Raw genomic sequence first — 22,580 nt, forward strand, 5'->3', positions numbered from 1 at the left:
GCCGTCCGCTCAGCCGGTCGCGCCGCCGCGCCGGCTGGTGCGCCACAGCTGGTGGAGGTGGCGGGCGCCCGGCCGGACGAAGCGCGCGAGCATGGTGAGGAACGGCAGCGGGTCGTCCCCGGCGAGCCAGGCCAGCTCGGTCCCGCTCGCCCGCTCCGGCGCGTGCGGCGTCGTATAGCCGCTGCGGCGGTAGGCGAGGAGGGCGGGCAGGTCGATGTTCTCCACGACGAACCGGTGCCCGGCCCGCTGCTCGCCCGCCGGGACCTTGCGCCCGGTCAGGTCGAGGTGCAGGGCGCGCACCACGTCCACCGCCGACTCGCTCTCGAAGAGCCGGAACTGGGCGCCCGCGCGCGGATTGAAGTCGAGGAGCTTGTACTGCCCGTCGCGCCGGTCGAAGCGCAGGTCGAGGTCGATGATGCCGGTGAAGCCGATCTGCTTGATGAAACGCGCGGCGAGGTCGGCGAGTTCCGGGTTGTCGACGACGTACGCGTGCGCCGTCATCCCCGCGTGCGGCGGCCACGAGCGGACCTTGACGCCGGTGAACAGGGCCAGCGGGGTGGAGTCCTGGTCGAAGTAGGCGTGCACGATCCAGTCCTCGGCGGCCTCCCGCGGCAGGTACTCCTGGAGGATCACCCCGGGCCGCTCGCCCCAGTCCCGGGCCAGCGCGAGCAGGCCCGCGCGGGTGGCGATCCGGGTGGTGCCGTTCACCGCGGGGCTGCTGCGGCGCACGAACGCCTCGCGGTTCTTGGCCACCACCGGGAAACGGGCCTGCTCGGCGAAGGCCACGATGTCGTCGTAGGACTGCGGGAAGGCGGCGGCCGGGGTCGGGACGCCGTGCTCCACGCACAGTTCGTGCAGGCCCTGCTTGCTGGCCAGGCGACGCGGCAGGCCGGGCTCGACGCGCGGGAAGAGGAAGTGGCCGCCGAGGGCGTCCTGGTGCTCGGCGATCAGGACGGCGGCCTCCTCGTCGGTGGGCACGAGCACCGCGGGGCGGCCGATGCGGCGGGCGATCCGCAGCAGGCCCTCCACCAGATGGTCCGCCTCTTCCGTGCCGCTGGTCGGCCAGACGAACGCCCGGGTGAGGTAGCGGGAGGAGGCCGCCGGCGTGTAGCGGTCCTCGGTGATCGCGTACACCGGGACGCCCAGGCGGCCCAGGCTGCGGATCGCCCCCACCCCGCCGTGGTGCAGCGGATAGTCACCGAACTTCACGATGAGGCCGGGCACGTCGCGGTCGGCCTCGAACGGCACGCTGACGGCACTCCTGGCCACGGGTCCCCCCACGTGTCCCCCTTAAGGAGCGGACCCACCCCGTCCGCGTCACCCAAAGGACGCTAAGCCGGAATTGCCCCCTCCGACAAGCCCAATTGGGACATTGCAAACTCTTTAGACACTGCCCAAGACCGGCACCACCCCCGTAACGTGTGGCCCGGCCACATGAACGTGTGGCCCGACCCCCATGGAACGCACGGCGCACGAAAGAGAGGCAGAACCCGATGCCCCCCTTCGAGGTCCCCGAGGGCGACCCCTTCGGTCCGCACAACCTTCCGTACGGTGTCTTCTCCCGCCCCGGCTCGTCCGAGCGGACCGTCGGCGTCCGGCTCGGCGACCACGTCCTCGACGCGGGCGCGGCGGCGCTGGCGCTCGGTTCCCCCTACGCCGCCCTGCTCGCGCGGCCGACCCTGAACCCGCTGCTCGCCGCCGGCCGCACCGCCTGGTCGGACGTACGGCGCGCGCTGACCGCCTGGGTGACGGTGCCCTCGCACCAGGAGACGGTCGCACCGTTCCTGCACCCGCTGTCCTCGGTGACCCTGCAGCTGCCCTTCGAGGTCGCGGACTACGTCGACTTCTACGCCTCCGAGAACCACGCGCGCAACGTCGGCCAGATCTTCCGGCCGGACGCCGAGGACTCGCTCACCCCCAACTGGAAGCATCTGCCGATCGGCTACCACGGCCGCGCGGGCACGGTCGTCGTCTCCGGCACCGACGTCGTACGCCCCACGGGCCAGCGCAAGGGCCCCGCCGACCCCGCCCCCGTCTTCGGTCCCTCCGTCCGGCTGGACATCGAGGCCGAGGTCGGCTTCGTGGTCGGTGTGCCGACGCGGATGGGCCGTCCGGTGGCCCTGGAGGACTTCCGCGAGCACGTCTTCGGGCTGTGCCTGCTCAACGACTGGTCGGCGCGCGACATCCAGGCGTGGGAGTACGTCCCGCTCGGGCCGTTCCTCGGCAAGTCCTTCGCCACGTCGGTGTCGGCGTGGATCACCCCGCTGGACGCCCTGGAGGAGGCACGGGTGGCCCCGCCGCAGCGCACCCACCCGCTGCTGCCGTACCTGGACGACTCCGGGGACGAGCCCGGCGGCTACGACCTGCGGATCTCCGTCGCGGTCAACGGCCATGTGGTGTCCGAGCCGCCGTTCTCCACCATGTACTGGACGGCCGCCCAGCAGCTGGCCCAGATGACGGTCAACGGCGCCTCCCTGCGCACCGGCGACCTGTACGGCTCGGGCACGGTGAGCGGCCCGGAGCCGGCCCAGCGGGGCTCGCTCCTCGAACTCACCTGGAACGGCCGCGAACCCCTCGAACTCCCGGACGGCAAGCGCGCGTTCCTGGAGGACGGGGACGTGGTGACGATGACGGCGTGGGCGCCGGGCACGGCCGGGACCCGGGTGGGCCTCGGCGAGGTCACGGGGCGGATCACGGCGGTCTGAGGGTGCGGGCCGCCGGGCCGGGGCCGGGGGATGCCCGCGCGCGGCGACGGCGTACGGCAGGGCGGTGAACGGATCGGCCGCCGTCAGCTCCTGACGCGCGGCGTCCGCCCCGGCATACTGGCGGCAGGCGGCGCGGGCACGGCCCCGCCCGCCGCCGCGCGGCCCCACGGCACCACCGCACAGCACCGCCGTACGGCACCACCGCACCACTCCGCCGTACGCCATCGCCGCACAGCACCGCGTACGGCGGACCCACCGCACCACCGACATCCGCCCACCTCCGTTCAGGATCCGGAGACCGTGGCCATGACCGTCTGTCTGCTCCTGCTGAGCGCCGTCGCGCTGACGGCCGCCCTGCCGGTCCCCCGCGCGCTGACCCGGGCGGCCTGGCCCGAACGGGACCCCGTCGTCGCGCTGTGGGTGTGGCAGTGCCTGGTCGCCACCGTCCTGCTGTGCTGCGTGGCCGGGCTGGTCCTGGGGGCCGCCGCCGTCTTCCACACCGTGCGCGACCGGGTGTTCGCCCCCGCGCCGCCCGCCGTGGCCGCCGCCTACGACCTCTCGGCCGCGCCGGTCTGGGCCGCCGTCCTCACCCTGCTGCTGGCGTGCGGCGCCGCCTGGACCACCGCGATGCTCGGCCGGGAACTCGCCGAGGCCCGCCGACGCCGCGGCCTGGCCCGCGCCCACCTGCGCGAGCGCGCCCCCGACCTGCCCGCGGGCCTGCCCGCGGCCCGCGGTCCCATGCTGGTGCTGGAGGACGAGTACCCCGACGCCTGGTGGCTGCCCGGCCATCCGCCCCAGCTCATCGTCACCACCGGCGCGCTGCACCGCCTGACGGGGCACCAGCTCGACGCCGTGCTCGCCCACGAACGCGGCCACGCCCGCGCCCACCACGACTGGCTGCTGCACCTGTCGACCGCGCTGGCGACCGGTTTCCCGCGGGTGCCGCTCTTCGCGCACTTCTGCGACCAGACCCACCGCCTGGTGGAGCTGGCCGCCGACGACACCGCCTCCCGCCGGCACGGCCACCTCACCACGGCCCTCGCGCTCATCGAACTCAACCAGCACCGCGGCGTCCTCTCCTGTGCCTCCAGCCACCGGCTGCTCGGCGAGCGGGTGGACCGCCTCCTGGAACCGCCGCCCCGGCTGGACCGCAGGCGCAGGGCGCTGACCACGGCGGTGGCGGCCCTGGTGCCGCTGCTGCCCCTGCTGATCACCTTCGCCCCCGGCCTGACGGCGCTCGGCTGACCAGGACCCGGCCGCCCCCCTACATCCAGTCGTCGTCCGGCTCGGGCTCGGGCTCGGGCTCCGTCCCGGGCTCGGATTCCGGCGCGGGCCCCGCGTCGGAACCGGGCTTCCCGCCCAGCGACCGGAGCACCTCGATCACTCCCTCCCCGTATGTCGTCAGCTTCTTCTCGCCGACCCCGCCGACGGTGCCCAGCTGGTCCACCGACGCCGGCCAGAGCGCGACGATCTCGCGCAGGGTCGCGTCGTGGAAGATGACGTACGCCGGGACGCCCTGCTCGCGGGCCTGCTCGGCACGCCAGGCGCGCAGCGCCTCGAAGGCGGGGAGCAGTTCCCCGGGCAGCTCGGCCACCGCGGCCTTGCCCTTGCCCCGGCCCGAGGCCGACGACGCCTGGCGCGGCGCCGCCACCCGCTTGGGCTCCTTGCGCAGCGGCACCTCGCGCTCGCGCCGCAGCACCGAGCCGCTGTCCTCGGTCAGCACCAGCGTGCCGTACTCGCCCTCGACCGCGAGGAGTCCCTGCGCCAGCAACTGCCTGACGACGCCCCGCCACTCCCCCTCGGCCAGCTCCTCGCCGATGCCGAACACGGAGAGCTGGTCGTGGTCGAACTGGATCACCTTGCCGGTGCGCTTGCCCAGCAGAATGTCGATGATCTGCACCGCGCCGAACTTCTGCCCCCGCTCGCGCTGCAGCCGCACCACGGTCGACAGCACCTTCTGGGCCGCGACCGTGCCGTCCCAGGTCTCGGGCGGGGTCAGGCAGGTGTCGCAGTTGCCGCAGCCGGCCGGGTCGGGATCCTGGCCGAAGTAGGCGAGGAGCTGGCCGCGGCGGCACCGGACCGTCTCGCACAGCGCCAGCATCGAGTCCAGGTGCGCGGCGGCCCGGCGGCGGAACGCCTCGTCGCCCTCGCCGGACTGGATCAGCTTGCGCTGCTGGATGACGTCGTTCAGACCGTAGGCCATCCAGGCCGTCGAGGGCAGGCCGTCACGTCCCGCGCGGCCGGTCTCCTGGTAGTACCCCTCGACGGACTTCGGGAGGTCCAGGTGGGCGACGAACCGTACGTCCGGCTTGTCGATGCCCATGCCGAAGGCGATCGTCGCGACCACGACGAGGCCCTCCTCGCGCAGGAAGCGGGACTGGTGGTCGGCGCGCGTGCCCGCGTCCAGGCCGGCGTGGTAGGGCACCGCCGCGATGCCGTTGCCCGCCAGGAACTCCGCCGTCTTCTCGACCGAGTTGCGCGAGAGGCAGTACACGATGCCCGCGTCGCCCGCGTGCTCGGCGCGCAGGAAGGCGAGGAGCTGCTTCTTGGGGTCCGCCTTGGGCACGATCCGGTACTGGATGTTGGGCCGGTCGAAGCTGGCCACGAAGTGCCGGGCCTGCGGCATGTTCAGCCGCTGGGTGATCTCCTCGTGCGTGGCGTGGGTGGCGGTCGCCGTGAGCGCGATGCGGGGCACGTCCGGCCAGCGCTCGCCCAGCAGCGACAGCGCCAGGTAGTCCGGGCGGAAGTCGTGGCCCCACTGGGAGACGCAGTGCGCCTCGTCGATGGCGAAGACGGAGATCTTGCCGCGGGAGAGCAGGTCGCGAGTGGCGTCCAGCCGCAGCCGCTCCGGCGCCAGGTACAGCAGGTCCAGCTCGCCCGCCAGGAACTGCGCCTCCATCACGCGCCGCTCGTCGAAGTCCTGGGTGGAGTTGATGAAGCCGGCCCGCACGCCCAGCGCCCGCAGGGCGTCCACCTGGTCCTGCATCAGCGCGATCAGCGGTGAGATCACGATGCCCGTACCGGGTCTGACCAGGGCGGGAATCTGGTAGCAGAGCGACTTGCCGCCACCGGTCGGCATGAGCACGACGGCGTCGCCGCCCGTCACCACATGCTCGATGACCGCTTCCTGCTCGCCCCGGAATGCCTCGTACCCGAAGATCCGGTGCAGCGTGGCCAGCGCCTCGCTGTCCGTCACTGGCATGTCGGTGACACCATCCGTCCCGCTCATCGTCTCGTTCCCCGCCCGTCGTCCCTCGACCACTGCCTCCACGATAGGGGGCACCGCCGACAGCGCCGGAGTTATCCACAGGATGCCCCCGTGAAGGCGGACGCCCTCGCCACACGCGACTGCCCGGCATCCCCACGGATGCCGGGCAGTCGTGCCACACCGGGAAGGGTGTCTCAGCGCACGAACACTCCCGCCTGGTTCGCCAGGTCGAGGAAGTACTGCGGGGCCACGCCCAGGACGACCGTGACCGCGACGCCCACGGTGATCGCGGCCGTCGTCAGGGGCGAGGGAACCGCCACGGTCGGGCCCTCGGGCCGCGGCTCGCTGAAGAACATCAGCACGATCACGCGGATGTAGAAGAAGGCCGCGATCGCGGAGGAGAGCACACCGATCACCACCAGCGGCACCGCCCCGCCCTGCGCCGCCGCCTTGAACACGGCGAACTTCCCGGCGAAACCGCTGGTCAGCGGGATGCCCGCGAAGGCGAGCAGGAACACCGCGAAGACGGCGGCCACCAGCGGGGAGCGCCGGCCGAGACCGGCCCACTTGGACAGGTGCGTCGCCTCGCCGCCCGCGTCGCGCACCAGGGTGACCACCGCGAAGGCGCCGATCGTCACGAAGGAGTACGCGGCCAGGTAGAACAGGACGGAGGAGACACCGTCCTTCGAGGTGGCGATCACGCCCGCGAGGATGAAGCCCGCGTGGGCGATCGACGAGTACGCCAGCAGGCGCTTGATGTCGGTCTGCGTGATCGCGACGATCGCACCGCCCAGCATGGTGATGATCGCCACGCCCCACATCACCGGCCGCCAGTCCCAGCGCATCCCCGGTAGCACCACGTACAGCAGCCGCAGCAGCGCGCCGAACGCGGCCACCTTGGTCGCCGCGGCCATGAACCCGGTGACCGGGGTCGGCGCGCCCTGGTAGACGTCCGGCGTCCACATGTGGAACGGGACCGCGCCCACCTTGAACAGCAGCCCCATCACCACCATCGCGGCGCCGATCAGCAGCAGCGCGTCATTGCCCATGGTGTCGGCCAGCGCCGGGTCGACGTTCGGCACGTTGCCCTCGACGACCCGCGCGATCGTCGTGTACGACACCGAGCCCGCGTACCCGTACAGCAGGGCGATGCCGAACAGCGTGAACGCGGAGGCGAACGCGCCGAGCAGGAAGTACTTGACCGCGGCCTCCTGCGACATGAGCCGCTTGCGCCGGGCCAGCGCGCACAGCAGGTACAGCGGCAGGGAGAACACCTCCAGCGCCACGAACAGCGTCAGCAGGTCGTTGGCCGAGGGGAAGACCAGCATGCCGGCGACGGCGAAGAGCAGGAGCGGGAAGACCTCGGTGGTGGTGAACCCGGCCTTGACCGCGGCCTTCTCGCTGTCGCTGCCCGGCACGGACGAGGCCTGCGCGGCGAAGGAGTCGACCCGGTTGCCGTGCGCCTCGGGGTCCAGGCGGCGCTCGGCGAAGGTGAACAGGCCGACCAGGCCCGCCAGCAGAATGGTGCCTTGCAGGAACAGGGACGGGCCGTCGACGGCGATGGCACCCATCGCCGCGATGTGCGCCTTGGTGGTGCCGTAGCCGTCCGCCGCGAGCCCGACGACCGCGGCGAAGGCGGCGGCGAGCGCGACGGCGGAGACGAAGACCTGCGCGTAGTAGCGGGACCTGCGGGGGACGAACGCCTCGACCAGCACCCCGACGATCGCCGCGCCCACGACGATCAGGGTGGGCGACAGCTGCCCGTATTCGATCTTCGGCGCGCCGATCTTCGCGATCGGGTCGGCCGCGGTTGTCCACAGGCTGTGGACGGCTGCTGCGCTCACTTGGCCGCCTCCACCTCGGGCTTGGGATCGGTCTGGTGTACGTCGGACATGGTCTGTCTGACCGCCGGGTTGACGATGTCCGCCACCGGCTTCGGGTAGACGCCCAGGAAGACCAGCAGCACGATCAGCGGGGCCACGACCACCAGCTCCCGCGCTCTGAGGTCCGGCATCGCGGAGACCTCCGGCTTCACCGGGCCGGTCATCGTCCGCTGGTACAGGACGAGGGTGTACAGCGCGGCCAGGACGATGCCGAGGGTCGCGATGATGCCGATCACCGGGTGCCGGGTGAAGGTGCCGACCAGGACCAGGAACTCACTGACGAAGGGCGCGAGCCCCGGCAGGGAGAGCGTGGCCAGTCCGCCGATCAGGAACGTGCCGGCGAGCACCGGGGCGACCTTCTGCACCCCGCCGTAGTCGGTGATGAGCCGCGAGCCGCGCCGGGAGATCAGGAACCCGGCGACCAGCAGCAGCGCGGCCGTGGAGATGCCGTGGTTGACCATGTACAGCGTCGCGCCGGACTGGCCCTGGCTGGTCATCGCGAAGATGCCCATGATGATGAAGCCGAAGTGCGAGATCGACGCGTACGCCACCAGGCGCTTGATGTCCCGCTGGCCGACCGCGAGCAGCGCCCCGTAGAGGATGCTGATCAGCGACAGGACGAGGATGACGGGCGTGGCCCACTTGCTGGCCTCGGGGAACAGCTGGAGGCAGAAGCGGAGCATCGCGAAGGTGCCCACCTTGTCGACGACCGCCGTGATGAGGACGGCGACCGGGGCGGTGGCCTCCCCCATCGCGTTGGGCAGCCAGGTGTGCAGCGGCCACAGCGGTGCCTTGACCGCGAAGGCGAAGAAGAACCCGAGGAACAGCCAGCGTTCGGTGGCGGTCGCCATGTGCAGCGAGCCGTTCGCGCGGGCCTGCGCGATCTCGGTGAGCGAGAAGTTCCCGGCGACCACGTACAGGCCGATCACCGCGGCCAGCATGATCAGGCCGCCGACCAGGTTGTAGAGGAGGAACTTCACCGCCGCGTACGACCGCTGGGTGGAGGCCGCCTCCTCGCCGTGCTCATGGGCCCGGTCGCCGAAGCCGCCGATGAGGAAGTACATCGGGATCAGCATGGCTTCGAAGAAGATGTAGAAGAGGAAGACGTCGGTGGCCTCGAAGGAGATGATCACCATCGCCTCGACGGCCAGGATCAGGGCGAAGAAGCCCTGGGTGGGCCGCCAGCGGCGGCTGCCGGTCTCCAGCGGGTCGGCGTCGTGCCAGCCGGCCAGGAGCACGAACGGGATCAGCAGCGCGGTCAGCCCCACCAGCGCCACCCCGATGCCGTCCACCCCCAGCTCGTAGCGGACGCCGAAGGCCGCGATCCAGGAGTGCGACTCGGTGAGCTGGTAGCGGGCGCCGTCCGGGTCGAAGCGGACCAGGACGGTGACCGCGAGGGCGAGCGTGGCGAGCGAGACGAGCAGCGCGAGCCACTTGGCGGCGGTGCGCCGGGCGGCCGGTACGGCGGCCGTGGCGACGGCCCCGAGCGCCGGGAGCACCGCCGTCGCTGTCAGCAGAGGAAAGGACATCGGTATCAGACCGCCCTCATCAGCAGGGTCGCGGCGACCAGGAGTGCCGCGCCGCCGAACATCGAGACCGCGTAGGAGCGCGCGAAGCCGTTCTGCAGCCGGCGCAGCCGCCCGGACAGGCCGCCCATGGAGGCCGCCGTGCCGTTGACGACGCCGTCGACCAGGGTGTGGTCGACGTACACCAGCGACCGCGTCAGGTGCTCACCGCCGCGGACCAGGACCACATGGTTGAAGTCGTCCTGGAGCAGGTCGCGCCGGGCGGCCCGGGTGAGCAGCGACCCGCGCGGGGCGACGGCCGGGACGGGCTTGCGGCCGTACTGGGCCCAGGCGACGGCGACGCCGACGACCAGGCAGACCATGGTGGCCCCGGTGACCGTCCAGGCGCCGAGCGGGGAGTGGCCCTCGCTGTGCCCGGTGACCGGCTCCAGCCAGTGCAGGAAGCGGTCGCCGAGGCTGAAGAAGGCACCGCCGAAGACCGACCCGACCGCCAGCACGATCATGGGGATCGTCATGGAAGCGGGCGACTCGTGCGGGTGCGGTTCCGCGTGGGCGCCGCGCTCCTCGGCCGCCGGTTCCACGTCGGGCTCGGCCGGGGAGGCGGTCGCCCGCTCGCGCCAGCGCTCCTCGCCGAAGAACGTCATCAGCATCACGCGCGTCATGTAGTACGCCGTGACGGCCGCGCCCAGCAGGGCCGCGCCGCCGAGGATCCAGCCCTCGGTGCCGCCCTTGGCGAAGGCAGCCTCGATGATCTTGTCCTTGGAGAAGAAGCCGGACAGGCCCGGGAAACCGATGATGGCCAGGTAGCCGAGGCCGAAGGTGACGAAGGTGACCGGCATGTACTTGCGCAGGCCGCCGTACTTGCGCATGTCGACCTCGTCGTTCATGCCGTGCATGACCGAGCCGGCGCCGAGGAACAGCCCGGCCTTGAAGAAGCCGTGCGTCACCAGGTGCATGATCGCGAAGACGTAGCCGATCGGGCCGAGTCCCGCGGCCAGCACCATGTAGCCGATCTGCGACATGGTCGAGCCGGCCAGCGCCTTCTTGATGTCGTCCTTCGCGCAACCGACGATCGCACCGAAGAGCAGCGTGACCGCGCCGACCACGGTGACGGCGAGCTGCGCGTCGGGCGCCGCGTTGAAGAGCGCGCCCGAGCGGACGATGAGGTAGACGCCCGCGGTCACCATGGTGGCGGCGTGGATGAGGGCGGAGACCGGGGTCGGGCCCTCCATCGCGTCCCCGAGCCAGGACTGCAGCGGCACCTGGGCCGACTTGCCGCACGCGGCGAGCAGCAGCATCAGGCCGATCGCGGTGAGCTTGCCCTGCGAGGCGTCCTGGACGTGCCCGAACACCGGCCCGAAGGCGAAGGTGCCGAACGTCGTGAACATCAGCATGATGGCGATCGACAGGCCCATGTCGCCGACGCGGTTGACCAGGAAGGCCTTCTTGGCGGCGGTGGCCGCGCTGGGCTTGTGCTGCCAGAAGCCGATCAGCAGGTAGGAGGCCAGACCGACGCCCTCCCAGCCGACGTACAGCAGCAGGTAGTTGTCGGCGAGGACGAGCAGCAGCATCGCCGCGAGGAACAGGTTGAGGTAGCCGAAGAAGCGGCGGCGCCGCTCGTCGTGCTCCATGTACCCGACGGAGTACAGGTGGATCAGCGAGCCGACGCCGGTGATCAGCAGCACGAACGTCATCGAGAGCTGGTCGAGGCGGAAGGTGACGTCCGCCTGGAAGCCGGCCACCGGGACCCAGCTGAACAGGTGCTGGACCAGGGTGCGGTGCTCGGCGTTCCTGCCGAGCAGGTCGGCGAAGAGGGTCAGGCCGATCACGAAGGAGACGGTCGAGAGCAGGGTGCCGATCCAGTGGCCGACGGCGTCGAGCCGCCGGCCGCCGACCAGGAGGACGGCCGCTCCGAGCAGGGGCGCCGCGATCAGCAGCGCGATGAGGTTGTCCACGATTCTTCCGACCCCTTACAGCTTCATCAGGCTGGCGTCGTCGACCGAGGCCGAGTGGCGGGAACGGAACAGCGACACGATGATCGCGAGACCGACCACGACCTCCGCCGCGGCGACGACCATCGTGAAGAAGGCGATGATCTGGCCGTCGAGGTTGCCGTGCATCCGGGAGAAGACGACGAACGCGAGGTTGCAGGCGTTCAGCATCAGCTCGACGCACATGAAGACCACGATGGCGTTGCGCCGGACCAGGACGCCGGTGGCGCCGATCGTGAACAGCAGGGCGGCGAGATAGAGGTAGTTGACGGGGTTCACTGGGACGCCTCCTCGGGCCGCTTGCGGTTCGTCGGCTCGATCTCGGCGCGCCCCAGCCGCTCCTCGGCGCGCTGCTCCAGGGCCTTGAGGTCGTTCAGCGCCTCGGTCGAGACGTCCCGGATCTGGCCGCGCTCGCGCAGGGTCCTGCTGACCGTCAGCTCGGAGGGGGTGCCGTCGGGCAGCAGGCCCGCGATGTCCACGGCGTTGTGCCGGGCGTAGACACCGGGGGCGGGCAGCGGCGGTACGTTCACGCCCTCGCGCACGCGCTGTTCGGCCAGCTCGCGCTGGGTCCTGGCGCGCTCGGTGCGCTCGCGGTGGGTGAGCACCATGGCGCCGATGGTGGCGGTGATGAGCAGGGCGCCGGTCAGTTCGAACGCGTAGACGTACCGGGTGAAGATGAGGGACGCCAGGCCCTCCACATTGCCGTTCGCGTTGGCCTTGCCCGCACCCGCGAAGTCCTTCAGGGAGGCGTTGGCGATCCCCGCGAAGAGCAGGACGCCGAAGCCGAGGCCGCACAGCAGGGCCAGCCAGCGCTGGCCCTTGATGGTCTCCTTCAGGGAGTCCGCGGCCGTGACACCGACGAGCATCACCACGAACAGGAACAGCATCATGATCGCGCCCGTGTAGACGACGATCTGCACGATCCCCAGGAAGTAGGCGCCGTTGGCGAGGTAGAACACCGCCAGGACGATCATGGTGCCCGCCAGGCACAGCGCGCTGTGCACGGCCCGCCGCATGAAGACGGTGCCCAGGGCGCCGATCACCGCGACGGTGCCGAGGACCCAGAACTGGAACGCCTCGCCGGTGGAGGTGGTGTAGGCGGCGAGCTGCGCGCTCATGCGTCCACCCCCTCTCCCGCGGGCTGTTCGCCCTGGGAGACGGCCGGCTGGCGCACGGTGCCCGGCGCCGCCTCGGTCACCAGGCCCCGGTAGTAGTCCTGCTCGTCGGTGCCCGGGTAGATGGCGTGCGGCGCCTCGACCATGCCGTCCTCCAGGCCGGCGAGCAGCTGCTCCTTGGTGTAGATGAGGTTCGCGCGGCTGGAGTCGGCCAGCTCGAACTCGTTGGTCATCGTCAGCGCGCGCGTGGGGCACGCCTCGATGCACAGGCCGCACAGGATGCAGCGGGCGTAGTTGATCTGGTAGACGCGGCCGTAGCGCTCGCCCGGGGAGTAGCGCTCCTCGTCGGTGTTGTCGGCGCCCTCCACATAGATGGCGTCGGCGGGGCAGGCCCAGGCGCACAGCTCGCAGCCGACGCACTTCTCCAGGCCGTCCGGATGGCGGTTGAGCTGGTGCCGTCCGTGGAAGCGCGGAGCGGTGGTCTTCTTCTGCTCCGGGTACTGCTCGGTCAGCCGCTTCTTGAACATGGCCTTGAAGGTCACACCGAAGCCGGCCACCGGGTTCTGGAAACCGGGCTTGGTCTCCTTGGGCTCCTCAGCCATCGGACGCCTCCTTTCCCTCCACAGATCCGTCACTGGCAGTATCGGACCCACCACTGACAATCAACTCCCGCTCCCGGCGCGGACTGCGCCGGGGCACCGGTGGCAGCTCCTGTCCCGGCAGCGGTGGTACGGGGAATCCGCCGGCCATCGGGTCGAACGCGGCCGGGGTCGCGGCGGGCTGCTCGGCCGTCTTCGACTTCTCGCGGAACATGTCGGCGACGAAGGACAGGAGCAGCAGGACCAGGACGCCGCCGCCCACGTAGAGCGCGATGTCCGCGAAGTCGTAGTGCTGGTTGCGCAGGGTCCGCACGGTCGCGACGAGCATCAGCCAGACCACGGAGACCGGGATGAGGACCTTCCAGCCGAGCTTCATCAGCTGGTCGTAGCGCACCCGCGGGAGGGTGCCGCGCAGCCAGATGAAGAAGAACAGCAGCAGCTGCACCTTGATCACGAACCAGAGCAGCGGCCACCAGCCGTGGTTGGCGCCCTCCCAGAAGGTGCTGACCGGCCAGGGGGCCCGCCAGCCGCCGAGGAAGAGCGTGGTCGACACGGCCGACACCGTCACCATGTTCACGTACTCGGCGAGCATGAACATCGCGAACTTGATCGACGAGTACTCGGTGTTGAAGCCGCCGACCAGATCGCCCTCGGACTCCGGCATGTCGAAGGGGGCCCGGTTGGTCTCGCCGACCATGGTGACGATGTACAGCAGGAAGGAGACCGGCAGCAGCAGGATGTACCAGCGGTCGTGCTGCTGCTCGACGATCGTCGACGTCGACATCGACCCGGAGTACAGGAACACCGACGCGAACGCTGCGCCCATGGCGATCTCGTACGAGATCATCTGCGCGCAGGAGCGCAGGCCGCCGAGGAGCGGGTAGGTCGAGCCGGAGCTCCAGCCCGCCAGCACGATCCCGTAGATGCCGACCGAGGCGACCGCCAGGATGTAGAGCATCGCGATCGGCAGGTCGGTCAGCTGCATGGCGGTGCGGTGGCCGAAGACCGAGATCTCGTTGTCGGCGGGCCCGAAGGGGATCACCGCGATCGCCATGAAGGCCGGGACGGCCGCGACGATCGGCGCGAGGACGTAGACGGCCTTGTCCGCGCGTTTGACGACGAGGTCCTCCTTGAGCATCAGCTTCACGCCGTCGGCGAGCGACTGGAGCATGCCCCAGGGGCCGTGCCGGTTGGGGCCGATGCGCAACTGCATCCAGGCGACGACCTTGCGTTCCCAGACGATGGAGAACAGCACGGTCACCATCAGGAAGGCGAAGCAGAACACCGCCTTGACGACGACCAGCCACCACGGGTCGGTGCCGAACATGGAGAGGTTCTCCGCGGCGAGGTACGCGCTCATGCCTCCACCTCCTGGGGGGCCTCGGCCGCACGCGTCGCCGGGCCGATACGGACGAGAGAGCCGGGCCGAGCCCCGGTGTCGGAGGCGACGCCGGCGCCGGCGGAGTTCAGCGGGAGCCACACCACCCGGTCGGGCATGTCGGTGATCTCCAGCGGGAGTTCGACCGTGCCGACGGGGCCGGTCACGGCGAGCGGGTCGCCCTCGGCGACGCCCGCCTCGGCGGCCGTGGCGGCCGACACGCGCGCGCGTGCGGCGTGCCGGGTCCCGGCGAGCGCCTCGTCGCCCTCCTGGAGGACACCGTGGTCGAGCAGCAGCCGGTGCCCGGCGAGCACGGCCTCCCCGGCGGCGGGCCGGGGCAGGGCGCCCCCGCTCTCCAGCGGATCGTCGGCGCGCGGGCCGGTCCAGGTGCCGAGCCGGTCCAGTTCGGCCCGCGCGGTGCGCAGGTCCGGCAGGCCCAGGTGCACGTCCATGGCGTCGGCCAGCATCTGCAGCACCCGCAGATCACCGGCCGCCGGCCGCCGGGTCAGCTGGTCGGGCTTGAGCGCGGCCTCGAAGAAGCGCAGCCTGCCCTCCCAGTTCAGGAAGCTGCCCGCCTTCTCGGCGACGGCGGCCACCGGCAGCACCACGTCGGCGTGCTCGGTGACCTCGCTGGGCCGCAGCTCCAGCGACACCAGGAAGCCGACCTCGGCCAGTGCCACCCGCGCGCGTGCCGGGTCGGGCAGGTCGGCGACCTCCACCCCGGCGACGAGCAGCGCCTGCAGTTCACCGCCCGCGGCGGCCTCCACGATCCGGCCGGTGTCGCGGCCGTAGCGGAGCGGGAGGTCGGCGACGCCCCAGACGGCGGCGACCTCCTCCCGCGCGCGCGGGTCGGTCGCCGGGCGGCCGCCCGGCAGCAGCGAGGGCAGCGCGCCCGCCTCGACCGCGCCGCGCTCCCCCGCCCGGCGCGGGACCCACACCAGCCGGGCGCCGGTCGCGGCGGCGGCCCGCACGGCGGCGGTGAGACCGCCCGCCACGGCCGCCAGCCGCTCGCCGACGACGATCACCGCGCCCTCGGCGCGCAGCGCCTCGGCGGCCCGGCTGCCGTTGTCCTCCAGGCCGGCCCCGGCCGCCAGCGCGTCCAGCCACTCGGTCTCGGTGCCGGGCGCGGCCGGCAGCAGGGTGCCGCCCGCCTTCTCCAGCCCCCGGGTGGCGTGCGTGGCCAGCGCGAAGACCCGCTGCCCGTGCCCCCGCCACGCCTTGCGCAGCCGCAGGAAGACACCGGGCGCCTCCTCCTCGGCCTCGAACCCGGCGAGCAGCACGGCGGGCGCCTGCTCCAGCGCGGTGTACGTGACGCCGCCGCCGTCGATGTCCCGGCCGCGCCCGGCGACGCGGGCGGCCAGGAAGTCGGCCTCCTCGCCGCTGTGCACGCGCGCGCGGAAGTCGATGTCGTTGGTGTCGAGCGCCACGCGCGCGAACTTGCTGTACGCGTAGGCGTCCTCGACGGTGAGCCGGCCGCCGGTCAGGACACCGGTGCGGCCGCGCGAGGCGAGCAGGCCCTGGGCGGCGATCTCCAGCGCCTCCGGCCAGGAGGCCGGCACCAGCTCGCCCTCGGGGTTGCGCACCAGCGGTGTGGCCAGCCGGTCCTTCAGCTGCGCGTAGCGGAAGGCGAACCGGCCCTTGTCGCAGATCCACTCCTCGTTGACCTCGGGGTCGTTCGCGGCGAGCCGCCGCATGACCTTGCCGCGCCGGTGGTCGGTGCGCGTGGCGCAGCCGCCGGCGCAGTGCTCGCAGACGGACGGCGAGGAGACGAGGTCGAAGGGGCGGGAGCGGAACCGGTACGCCGCCGAGGTGAGCGCGCCGACCGGGCAGATCTGGATGGTGTTGCCGGAGAAGTACGACTCGAAGGGGTCGCCCTCGCCGGTGCCGACCTGCTGGAGCGCGCCCCGCTCGATCAGCTCGATCATCGGGTCGCCGGCGATCTGGTTCGAGAACCGGGTGCAGCGCGCGCACAGCACGCACCGCTCGCGGTCCAGCAGCACCTGGGCGGAGATCGGGACCGGCTTCTCGTACGTCCGCTTCTTCCCGTCGAAGCGGGACTCGGCGTTGCCGTGCGACATGGCCTGGTTCTGCAGCGGGCACTCGCCGCCCTTGTCGCAGACCGGGCAGTCCAGCGGGTGGTTGATGAGCAGCAGCTCCATCACGCCGTGCTGGGCCTTCTCGGCGACCGGCGAGGTCAGCTGGGTCTTGACGACCATCCCGTCGGTGCAGGTGATGGTGCACGACGCCATGGGCTTGCGCTGGCCCTCGACCTCGACGATGCACTGGCGGCAGGCGCCGGCCGGGTCGAGCAGGGGGTGGTCGCAGAACCGGGGGATCTCGATGCCGAGCTGCTCGGCGGCCCGGATGACCAGGGTGCCCTTGGGCACGCTGATCTCGATCCCGTCGACCGTCAGCGACACGAGGTCTTCCGGCGGGAGGGCCGCCGCGCCGCCCGCGGAGGGGGCGTTGGTGGTCACGGTCATGCGTGCACCTCCGTGTGCTGGTCCGCCCAGGCCGTCGACCTGGCCGGGTCGAAGGGGCAGCCGCGGCCCGTGATGTGCTCCTCGTACTCCTCGCGGAAGTACTTCAGGGAGGAGAAGATCGGCGAGGCCGCTCCGTCGCCGAGGGCACAGAAGGACTTGCCGTTGATGTTGTCGGCGATGTCGTTCAGCTTGTCGAGGTCGGCCATCACGCCCTTGCCGGCCTCAATGTCCCGCAGCAGCTGCACGAGCCAGTACGTCCCCTCGCGGCACGGTGTGCACTTGCCGCAGGACTCGTGGGCGTAGAACTCGGTCCACCGCGTCACGGCCCGCACCACGCAGGTCGTCTCGTCGAAGCACTGCAGCGCCTTGGTGCCGAGCATGGAGCCGGCGGCGCCGACGCCCTCGTAGTCGAGGGGGACGTCGAGGTGCTCGTCGGTGAACATCGGCGTCGAGGAGCCGCCCGGCGTCCAGAACTTCAGTCGGTGCCCGGTGCGCATGCCGCCGCTCATGTCGAGCAGCTGGCGCAGTGTGATGCCGAGCGGGGCCTCGTACTGGCCGGGGCCGGCGACATGGCCGCTGAGCGAGTAGAGCGTGAAGCCCGGGGACTTCTCGCTGCCCATCGACCTGAACCATTCCTTGCCGTTTTTCAGGATGGCGGGAACCGACGCGATCGACTCGACGTTGTTCACCACAGTCGGGCACGCGTAGAGGCCCGCGACGGCAGGGAAGGGGGGACGCAGCCGCGGCTGGCCGCGGCGGCCTTCGAGCGAGTCCAGCAGCGCGGTCTCCTCACCGCAGATGTACGCGCCGGCGCCCGCGTGCACAGTGATGTCGAGGTCGAGTCCGCTGTCCAGGATGTTCCTGCCGAGGTAGCCCGCCTCGTAGGCCTCGCGCACGGCCGACTGCAACCGCCGCAGTACGGGGACGACTTCACCCCGCAGATAGATGAAGGCATGCGACGACCTGATGGCGTAGCACGCGATCACCATGCCCTCGATGAGGCTGTGCGGGTTCGCGAAGAGGAGCGGGATGTCCTTGCAGGTCCCGGGCTCCGATTCGTCGGCGTTGACAACTAGATAATGTGGCTTTCCATCACCCTGGGGAATGAACTGCCATTTCATCCCCGTCGGGAATCCCGCGCCGCCGCGCCCCCGAAGACCGGAGTCCTTGACGTACGCGATCAGGTCGTCCGGCGACATGGCGAGCGCCTTGCGAAGTCCCTCGTACCCCTCGTGCCTTCGGTAGACGTCCAGCGTCCAGGACCGGTCCTCGTCCCAGAAGGCCGACAGCACGGGTGCGAGCAGCTTCTCCGGACTGGACCCTCCGCCGGCCTCCGGCTCGGAGGTGCCCCCGTATGGAGTGGACAAGGTCATCACTCCCCCTCCTTGGCAGCGGGGTCCGCGGGATGCGACGGATCGGAGTCCGAGGTCTCCTGCGGCGCGTCGTGGGAGCTGAGGTGCTCCGTCGGTGACGGCTCGTGCACGGCCGTCCGGTGCGGCTCGTCCTGCGGGCCGCCTTCACGGGGGTGGACCACGCGCGCGGGTGCGGCCTCTCCCCTGGCCAGGCGGAGGCCCACCAGCGAAGCGGGTCCCGCACTGCCGCCCGCGTCGGCGGCACCCTCCCGTTCGTCGGGGAAGCCCGCCAGGATGCGGGCGGTCTCCTTGAAGGTGCACAGCGGCGCGCCCCGGGTCGGCGTCACCGGGCGTCCCGCGCGCAGGTCGTCGACCAGGCGCCGTACGCTCGCCGGGGTCTGGTTGTCGAAGAACTCCCAGTTGACCATCACGACCGGCGCGAAGTCGCAGGCCGCGTTGCACTCGATGTGCTCCAGGGTGACCGAGCCGTCGTCGGTGGTCTCGCCGTTGCCGACGCCCAGGTGCTCCTGGAGCGTCTCGAAGAGCGCGTCGCCGCCCATCACCGCGCACAGGGTGTTGGTGCACACCCCTACCTGATAGTCACCCGACGGCTTGCGCCGGTACATGGTGTAGAAGGTGGCGACCGCGGTGACCTCGGCCGTGGTCAGGCCGAGCACGTCCGCGCAGAACCGCATCCCGGTGCGGGTGACGTGCCCCTCCTGGGACTGCACCAGGTGCAGCAGCGGCAGGAGGGCGGAGCGGGAGTCGGGGTAGCGGGCGACGATCTCGCGCGCGTCGGTCTCCAGCCGGGCCCGGACGTCGTCCGGGTAGGCGGGCGCGGGCAGTTCGGGCATGCCCAGGCTGACGCCCCGCTCGGAAGAAGAGGTGGTCACCGGTCGACGCCTCCCATCACGGGGTCGATGGACGCGACGGCGACGATCACGTCGGCGACCTGGCCGCCCTCGCACATCGCCGCCATCGCCTGCAGGTTGGTGAAGGACGGGTCGCGGAAGTGGACCCGGAAGGGGCGGGTGCCGCCGTCGGACACGGCGTGCACGCCCAGTTCGCCCTTGGGCGACTCGACCGCCGCGTACGCCTGCCCGGGCGGGACGCGGAAACCCTCGGTGACCAGCTTGAAGTGGTGGATCAGGGCCTCCATGGAGGTGCCCATGATCTTCTTGATGTGGTCGAGGGAGTTGCCCAGGCCGTCCGGTCCCAGGGCGAGCTGGGCCGGCCAGGCGATCTTCTTGTCGGCGACCATGACCGGGCCGGGCTGGAGCCGGTCCAGGCACTGCTCGACGATCCTGAGCGACTGGTGCATCTCCTCCAGGCGGACCAGGAAGCGGCCGTAGGCGTCGCAGCTGTCGGCGGTCGGGACGTCGAAGTCGTACGTCTCGTAGTCGCAGTACGGCTGGGTCTTGCGCAGGTCGTGCGGCAGGCCGGTGGAGCGCAGGATCGGGCCGGTGGCGCCGAGGGCCATGCAGCCGGCCAGGTCGAGGTGGCCGACGTCCTGCATCCGGGCCTTGAAGATGGGGTTCCCGGTGGCGAGCTTGTCGTACTCCGGGAGGTTCTTCTGCATCTTCTTCACGAACTCGCGGATCCGGTCCACCGCGCCGGGCGGCAGGTCCTGGGCGAGTCCGCCGGGGCGGATGTACGCGTGGTTCATCCGCAGGCCGGTGACCAGCTCGTAGATGTCGAGGATCATCTCCCGGTCGCGGAAGCCGTAGATCATGATCGTGGTGGCGCCCAGCTCCATGCCGCCGGTGGCGATGCACACCAGATGGGAGGAGAGGCGGTTCAGCTCCATCAGGAGCACCCGGATGATCTTGGCGCGCTCGGTGAGCTGGTCCTCGATGCCGAGGAGTTTCTCGACGGCGAGGCAGTAGGCGGTCTCGTTGAAGAAGGACGTCAGGTAGTCCATGCGGGTCACGAACGTGGTGCCCTGCGTCCAGGTGCGGAATTCGAGGTTCTTCTCGATCCCGGTGTGCAGGTAGCCGATGCCGCAGCGGGCCTCGGTGACCGTCTCGCCCTCGATCTCCAGGATCAGGCGCAGCACGCCGTGGGTGGAGGGGTGCTGGGGGCCCATGTTGACGACGATGCGCTCGTCGTCGGCGCGGGCCGCGGAGCGGGCGATCTCGTCCCAGTCGCCGCCGGTGACCGTGTAGACGGTGCCTTCGGTGGTCTCCCGGGAGGCTGCTGACTGCGTGCTCATGAGTACGACCTCCGCTGGTCCGGAGCCGGGATCTGGGCGCCCTTGTACTCGACGGGGATGCCACCGAGGGGGTAGTCCTTGCGCTGCGGGTGGCCCTGCCAGTCGTCCGGCATCATGATCCGCGTGAGGGCCGGGTGCCCGTCGAAGACGATGCCGAAGAAGTCGTAGGTCTCGCGCTCGTGCCAGTCGTTCGTCGGGTAGACGGAGACCAGCGACGGGATGTGCGGGTCACTGTCGGGGGCGCTGACCTCCAGCCGGACCAGCCGGTTGTGGGTGATCGAGCGCAGGTGGTAGACGGCGTGCAGCTCGCGGCCCTTGTCGTGCGGGTAGTGCACACCGCTGACGCCGGTGCACAGCTCGAACCGCAGGGCGGGGTCGTCGCGCAGGGTGCGGGCGACGCGGACGAGGTGCTCGCGCTCGATGTGGAAGGTCAGCTCGTCGCGGTCGACGACCGTCTTCTCGACGGCGTTGTCCGGGACCAGGCCCTGTTCCTCCAGGGCGCCCTCCAGTTCGTCGGCCACCTCGTCGAACCAGCCGCCGTAGGGCCGGCTCGCCGGGCCCGGGAGCCGGACCGGGCGGACCAGGCCGCCGTAGCCGGAGGTGTCGCCGCCGTTGTTCGCGCCGAACATGCCGCGCTGGACGCGGATCTCCTCGCCGCCGCGGCCGCGCCGGCCGGGGAGGTTGTCGGCGGCGAGGTCCTTCTCCGGGTTCACGCCGTTCGCGGCGCCGTCCGCGCCGCCCGCACCGTGGGTGCCGTTCGCGTCGCTCACCGCAGCAGCCCCTTCATCTCGATCGTGGGCAGGGCCTTGAGCGCCGCCTCCTCCGCCTCGCGGGCCGCCTCCCGGGCGTTCACGCCGAGCTTGGTGGACTGGATCTTCTGGTGGAGCTTGAGGATCGCGTCCATCAGCATCTCGGGGCGGGGCGGGCAGCCGGGCAGGTAGATGTCGACGGGGACGATGTGGTCGACGCCCTGGACGATCGCGTAGTTGTTGAACATGCCGCCGGAGGAGGCGCAGACGCCCATGGAGATCACCCACTTGGGGTTGGGCATCTGGTCGTAGACCTGCCGCAGCACCGGTGCCATCTTCTGGCTGACCCGGCCGGCCACGATCATCAGGTCCGCCTGGCGGGGCGAACCGCGGAACACTTCCATCCCGAAGCGCGCCAGGTCGTAACGGCCGGCGCCGGTGGTCATCATCTCGATCGCGCAGCAGGCGAGGCCGAAGGTGGCCGGGAAGACGGACGCCTTGCGCACCCAGCCCGCGGCCTGCTCGACGGTCGTGAGCAGGAAACCACTGGGCAGCTTTTCTTCGAGTCCCATGACTTATAAGGCCCCTCAGTCCCATTCCAGGCCGCCGCGCCGCCATACGTACGCGTACGCGACGAAGACGGTGAGCACGAAGAGCAGCATCTCCACGAGCCCGAAGACACCCAGGGCGTCGAAGGTGACGGCCCAGGGGTAGAGGAAGACGATCTCGATGTCGAAGACGATGAAGAGCATCGCCGTCAGGTAGTACTTGATGGGGAAGCGCCCGCCGCCGGCCGGCGTGGGGGTCGGCTCGATACCGCACTCGTACGCCTCTTGTTTGGCGCGGTTGTATCGCTTCGGCCCGATCAGCGTGGCCATGACCACGGAGAAGATCGCAAAGCCTGCCCCGAGGGCTCCCAGTACGAGGATGGGCGCATAAGCGTTCACCGCTCCTCGCTCCTCTCAGTCGGCGCTGACTGCATGGGCCGGACCCACGGCCGCCCCACCGGTCCCGCGAACCCCGCCGGTCCCGGCGAAGATCGCGAACATGTGAAGCAGGTCACAAGCCCAACTGCAGGGCATCCTATGCCCGACGCTCTGTGATCTGCGACACGGGGTATTCCACGAGCTTTGTGATCTCCACCACCTGACGAACGATCATCAAGCCGGATGAGCGGTGATCTTCGCACGCGAAGCACCTGAGTGATCACCACTGGTTACATTTTACCTCGTATTTGCAGGTCGGAAGGGGTCTGCACTATCAGATGACCGGCGTCCGGCGCAAAGTGGCGAAGTGAGTCAAGCCATTGATATAGGGCTGCTTTTCACACATCGGAGGGACCCCGGAGCCGAAAGTGGACGTGTTCACTCGTTCACAAG

General features: G+C 70.9%; 18 protein-coding genes. 2 read left to right on the plus strand and 16 right to left on the minus strand.

The features are described 5' to 3' along the window. Nucleotides 1-9: 9 nt before the first annotated feature. The gene (locus ABZ858_RS28090; RefSeq protein ID WP_361384373.1) at nucleotides 10-1,248 is read right to left on the minus strand and encodes an ATP-grasp domain-containing protein; all 1,239 of its coding nucleotides are present in this window, start codon (nucleotides 1,246-1,248) and stop codon (nucleotides 10-12) included. 245 nt (nucleotides 1,249-1,493) lie between these two features. On the opposite strand from ABZ858_RS28090, the gene fahA reads away from it, so the two are divergent. Continuing rightward, nucleotides 1,494-2,705 (plus strand): fumarylacetoacetase, encoded by a 1,212-nt coding sequence (gene fahA, locus ABZ858_RS28095; protein WP_361384376.1) that lies wholly within the window; start codon nucleotides 1,494-1,496, stop codon nucleotides 2,703-2,705. 306 nt (nucleotides 2,706-3,011) lie between these two features. Next, a complete protein-coding gene (locus tag ABZ858_RS28100; protein ID WP_361384793.1) occupies nucleotides 3,012-3,950 on the plus strand; it encodes a M56 family metallopeptidase in 939 nt (312 codons plus the stop codon). 19 nt (nucleotides 3,951-3,969) lie between these two features. On the opposite strand, the gene recQ is transcribed toward ABZ858_RS28100, so the two are convergent. From recQ to ABZ858_RS28175, 15 genes are all read right to left on the minus strand, one after another. Continuing rightward, nucleotides 3,970-5,934 carry a DNA helicase RecQ gene (gene recQ, locus ABZ858_RS28105; protein WP_361384379.1) on the minus strand — a complete coding sequence of 655 codons (1,965 nt, stop codon included), beginning with the start codon at nucleotides 5,932-5,934 and terminating at the stop codon, nucleotides 3,970-3,972. Nucleotides 5,935-6,107: 173 nt separating this feature from the next. Next, nucleotides 6,108-7,757, minus strand: a complete 1,650-nt coding sequence (gene nuoN / locus ABZ858_RS28110; protein ID WP_361384382.1) for an NADH-quinone oxidoreductase subunit NuoN — start codon at nucleotides 7,755-7,757, stop codon at nucleotides 6,108-6,110. Then, nucleotides 7,754-9,325, minus strand: coding sequence for an NADH-quinone oxidoreductase subunit M (locus ABZ858_RS28115; protein ID WP_361384385.1), 1,572 nt, complete (start codon nucleotides 9,323-9,325; stop codon nucleotides 7,754-7,756). The genes nuoN and ABZ858_RS28115 overlap by 4 nt, the downstream gene beginning before the upstream one ends. A gap of 5 nt (nucleotides 9,326-9,330) precedes the next feature. Next, nucleotides 9,331-11,277: an NADH-quinone oxidoreductase subunit L gene (gene nuoL / locus ABZ858_RS28120; protein ID WP_361384388.1), complete on the minus strand. Its 1,947-nt coding sequence runs from the start codon at nucleotides 11,275-11,277 to the stop codon at nucleotides 9,331-9,333. Nucleotides 11,278-11,292: 15 nt separating this feature from the next. Beyond that, nucleotides 11,293-11,592 carry an NADH-quinone oxidoreductase subunit NuoK gene (nuoK, locus tag ABZ858_RS28125; protein ID WP_361384391.1) on the minus strand — a complete coding sequence of 100 codons (300 nt, stop codon included), beginning with the start codon at nucleotides 11,590-11,592 and terminating at the stop codon, nucleotides 11,293-11,295. Next, nucleotides 11,589-12,431 carry an NADH-quinone oxidoreductase subunit J gene (locus ABZ858_RS28130; protein ID WP_361384394.1) on the minus strand — a complete coding sequence of 281 codons (843 nt, stop codon included), beginning with the start codon at nucleotides 12,429-12,431 and terminating at the stop codon, nucleotides 11,589-11,591. The genes nuoK and ABZ858_RS28130 overlap by 4 nt, the downstream gene beginning before the upstream one ends. Next, the gene (nuoI, locus tag ABZ858_RS28135; protein WP_361384397.1) at nucleotides 12,428-13,030 is read right to left on the minus strand and encodes an NADH-quinone oxidoreductase subunit NuoI; all 603 of its coding nucleotides are present in this window, start codon (nucleotides 13,028-13,030) and stop codon (nucleotides 12,428-12,430) included. The genes ABZ858_RS28130 and nuoI overlap by 4 nt, the downstream gene beginning before the upstream one ends. Further along, nucleotides 13,023-14,387: an NADH-quinone oxidoreductase subunit NuoH gene (gene nuoH / locus ABZ858_RS28140; protein ID WP_361384400.1), complete on the minus strand. Its 1,365-nt coding sequence runs from the start codon at nucleotides 14,385-14,387 to the stop codon at nucleotides 13,023-13,025. Before nuoH ends, nuoI begins: the two co-directional genes overlap by 8 nt. Next, nucleotides 14,384-16,888, minus strand: a complete 2,505-nt coding sequence (locus ABZ858_RS28145; RefSeq protein WP_361384403.1) for an NADH-quinone oxidoreductase subunit G — start codon at nucleotides 16,886-16,888, stop codon at nucleotides 14,384-14,386. Before ABZ858_RS28145 ends, nuoH begins: the two co-directional genes overlap by 4 nt. Further along, on the minus strand, nucleotides 16,885-18,261 hold the full coding sequence (gene nuoF, locus ABZ858_RS28150; RefSeq protein ID WP_361384406.1) for an NADH-quinone oxidoreductase subunit NuoF: 1,377 nt from the start codon (nucleotides 18,259-18,261) through the stop codon (nucleotides 16,885-16,887). Before nuoF ends, ABZ858_RS28145 begins: the two co-directional genes overlap by 4 nt. Continuing rightward, nucleotides 18,261-19,133 carry an NADH-quinone oxidoreductase subunit NuoE gene (nuoE, locus tag ABZ858_RS28155; protein ID WP_361384409.1) on the minus strand — a complete coding sequence of 291 codons (873 nt, stop codon included), beginning with the start codon at nucleotides 19,131-19,133 and terminating at the stop codon, nucleotides 18,261-18,263. Before nuoE ends, nuoF begins: the two co-directional genes overlap by 1 nt. Next, a complete protein-coding gene (locus ABZ858_RS28160) occupies nucleotides 19,130-20,452 on the minus strand; it encodes an NADH-quinone oxidoreductase subunit D (protein WP_361384412.1) in 1,323 nt (440 codons plus the stop codon). Before ABZ858_RS28160 ends, nuoE begins: the two co-directional genes overlap by 4 nt. After that, nucleotides 20,449-21,222, minus strand: a complete 774-nt coding sequence (locus tag ABZ858_RS28165) for an NADH-quinone oxidoreductase subunit C (RefSeq protein WP_361384415.1) — start codon at nucleotides 21,220-21,222, stop codon at nucleotides 20,449-20,451. The genes ABZ858_RS28160 and ABZ858_RS28165 overlap by 4 nt, the downstream gene beginning before the upstream one ends. Next, nucleotides 21,219-21,773, minus strand: a complete 555-nt coding sequence (locus ABZ858_RS28170) for an NADH-quinone oxidoreductase subunit B family protein (RefSeq protein WP_361384418.1) — start codon at nucleotides 21,771-21,773, stop codon at nucleotides 21,219-21,221. The genes ABZ858_RS28165 and ABZ858_RS28170 overlap by 4 nt, the downstream gene beginning before the upstream one ends. Before the next feature lie 15 nt (nucleotides 21,774-21,788). Then, nucleotides 21,789-22,148, minus strand: a complete 360-nt coding sequence (locus ABZ858_RS28175) for an NADH-quinone oxidoreductase subunit A (RefSeq protein ID WP_361384421.1) — start codon at nucleotides 22,146-22,148, stop codon at nucleotides 21,789-21,791. Between the last annotated feature and the right edge of the window lie 432 nt (nucleotides 22,149-22,580).

The organism is Streptomyces sp. NPDC047017 (genome assembly GCF_040644175.1).
Classification (GTDB): domain Bacteria; phylum Actinomycetota; class Actinomycetes; order Streptomycetales; family Streptomycetaceae; genus Streptomyces.

Bases quoted from the DNA above. Each gene is read 5' to 3' on its own strand.
- nuoF (WP_361384406.1), bottom strand. From the start codon at position 18,261: ATGACCTTGTCCACTCCATACGGGGGCACCTCCGAGCCGGAGGCCGGC.
- ABZ858_RS28100 (WP_361384793.1), top strand. From the start codon at position 3,012: ATGACCGTCTGTCTGCTCCTGCTGAGCGCCGTCGCGCTGACGGCCGCC.
- ABZ858_RS28115 (WP_361384385.1), bottom strand. From the start codon at position 9,325: ATGTCCTTTCCTCTGCTGACAGCGACGGCGGTGCTCCCGGCGCTCGGG.
- fahA (WP_361384376.1), top strand. From the start codon at position 1,494: ATGCCCCCCTTCGAGGTCCCCGAGGGCGACCCCTTCGGTCCGCACAAC.
- ABZ858_RS28145 (WP_361384403.1), bottom strand. From the start codon at position 16,888: ATGACCGTGACCACCAACGCCCCCTCCGCGGGCGGCGCGGCGGCCCTC.
- ABZ858_RS28170 (WP_361384418.1), bottom strand. From the start codon at position 21,773: ATGGGACTCGAAGAAAAGCTGCCCAGTGGTTTCCTGCTCACGACCGTC.
- ABZ858_RS28160 (WP_361384412.1), bottom strand. From the start codon at position 20,452: ATGAGCACGCAGTCAGCAGCCTCCCGGGAGACCACCGAAGGCACCGTC.
- recQ (WP_361384379.1), bottom strand. From the start codon at position 5,934: ATGAGCGGGACGGATGGTGTCACCGACATGCCAGTGACGGACAGCGAG.
- nuoI (WP_361384397.1), bottom strand. From the start codon at position 13,030: ATGGCTGAGGAGCCCAAGGAGACCAAGCCCGGTTTCCAGAACCCGGTG.
- ABZ858_RS28130 (WP_361384394.1), bottom strand. From the start codon at position 12,431: ATGAGCGCGCAGCTCGCCGCCTACACCACCTCCACCGGCGAGGCGTTC.
- nuoH (WP_361384400.1), bottom strand. From the start codon at position 14,387: ATGAGCGCGTACCTCGCCGCGGAGAACCTCTCCATGTTCGGCACCGAC.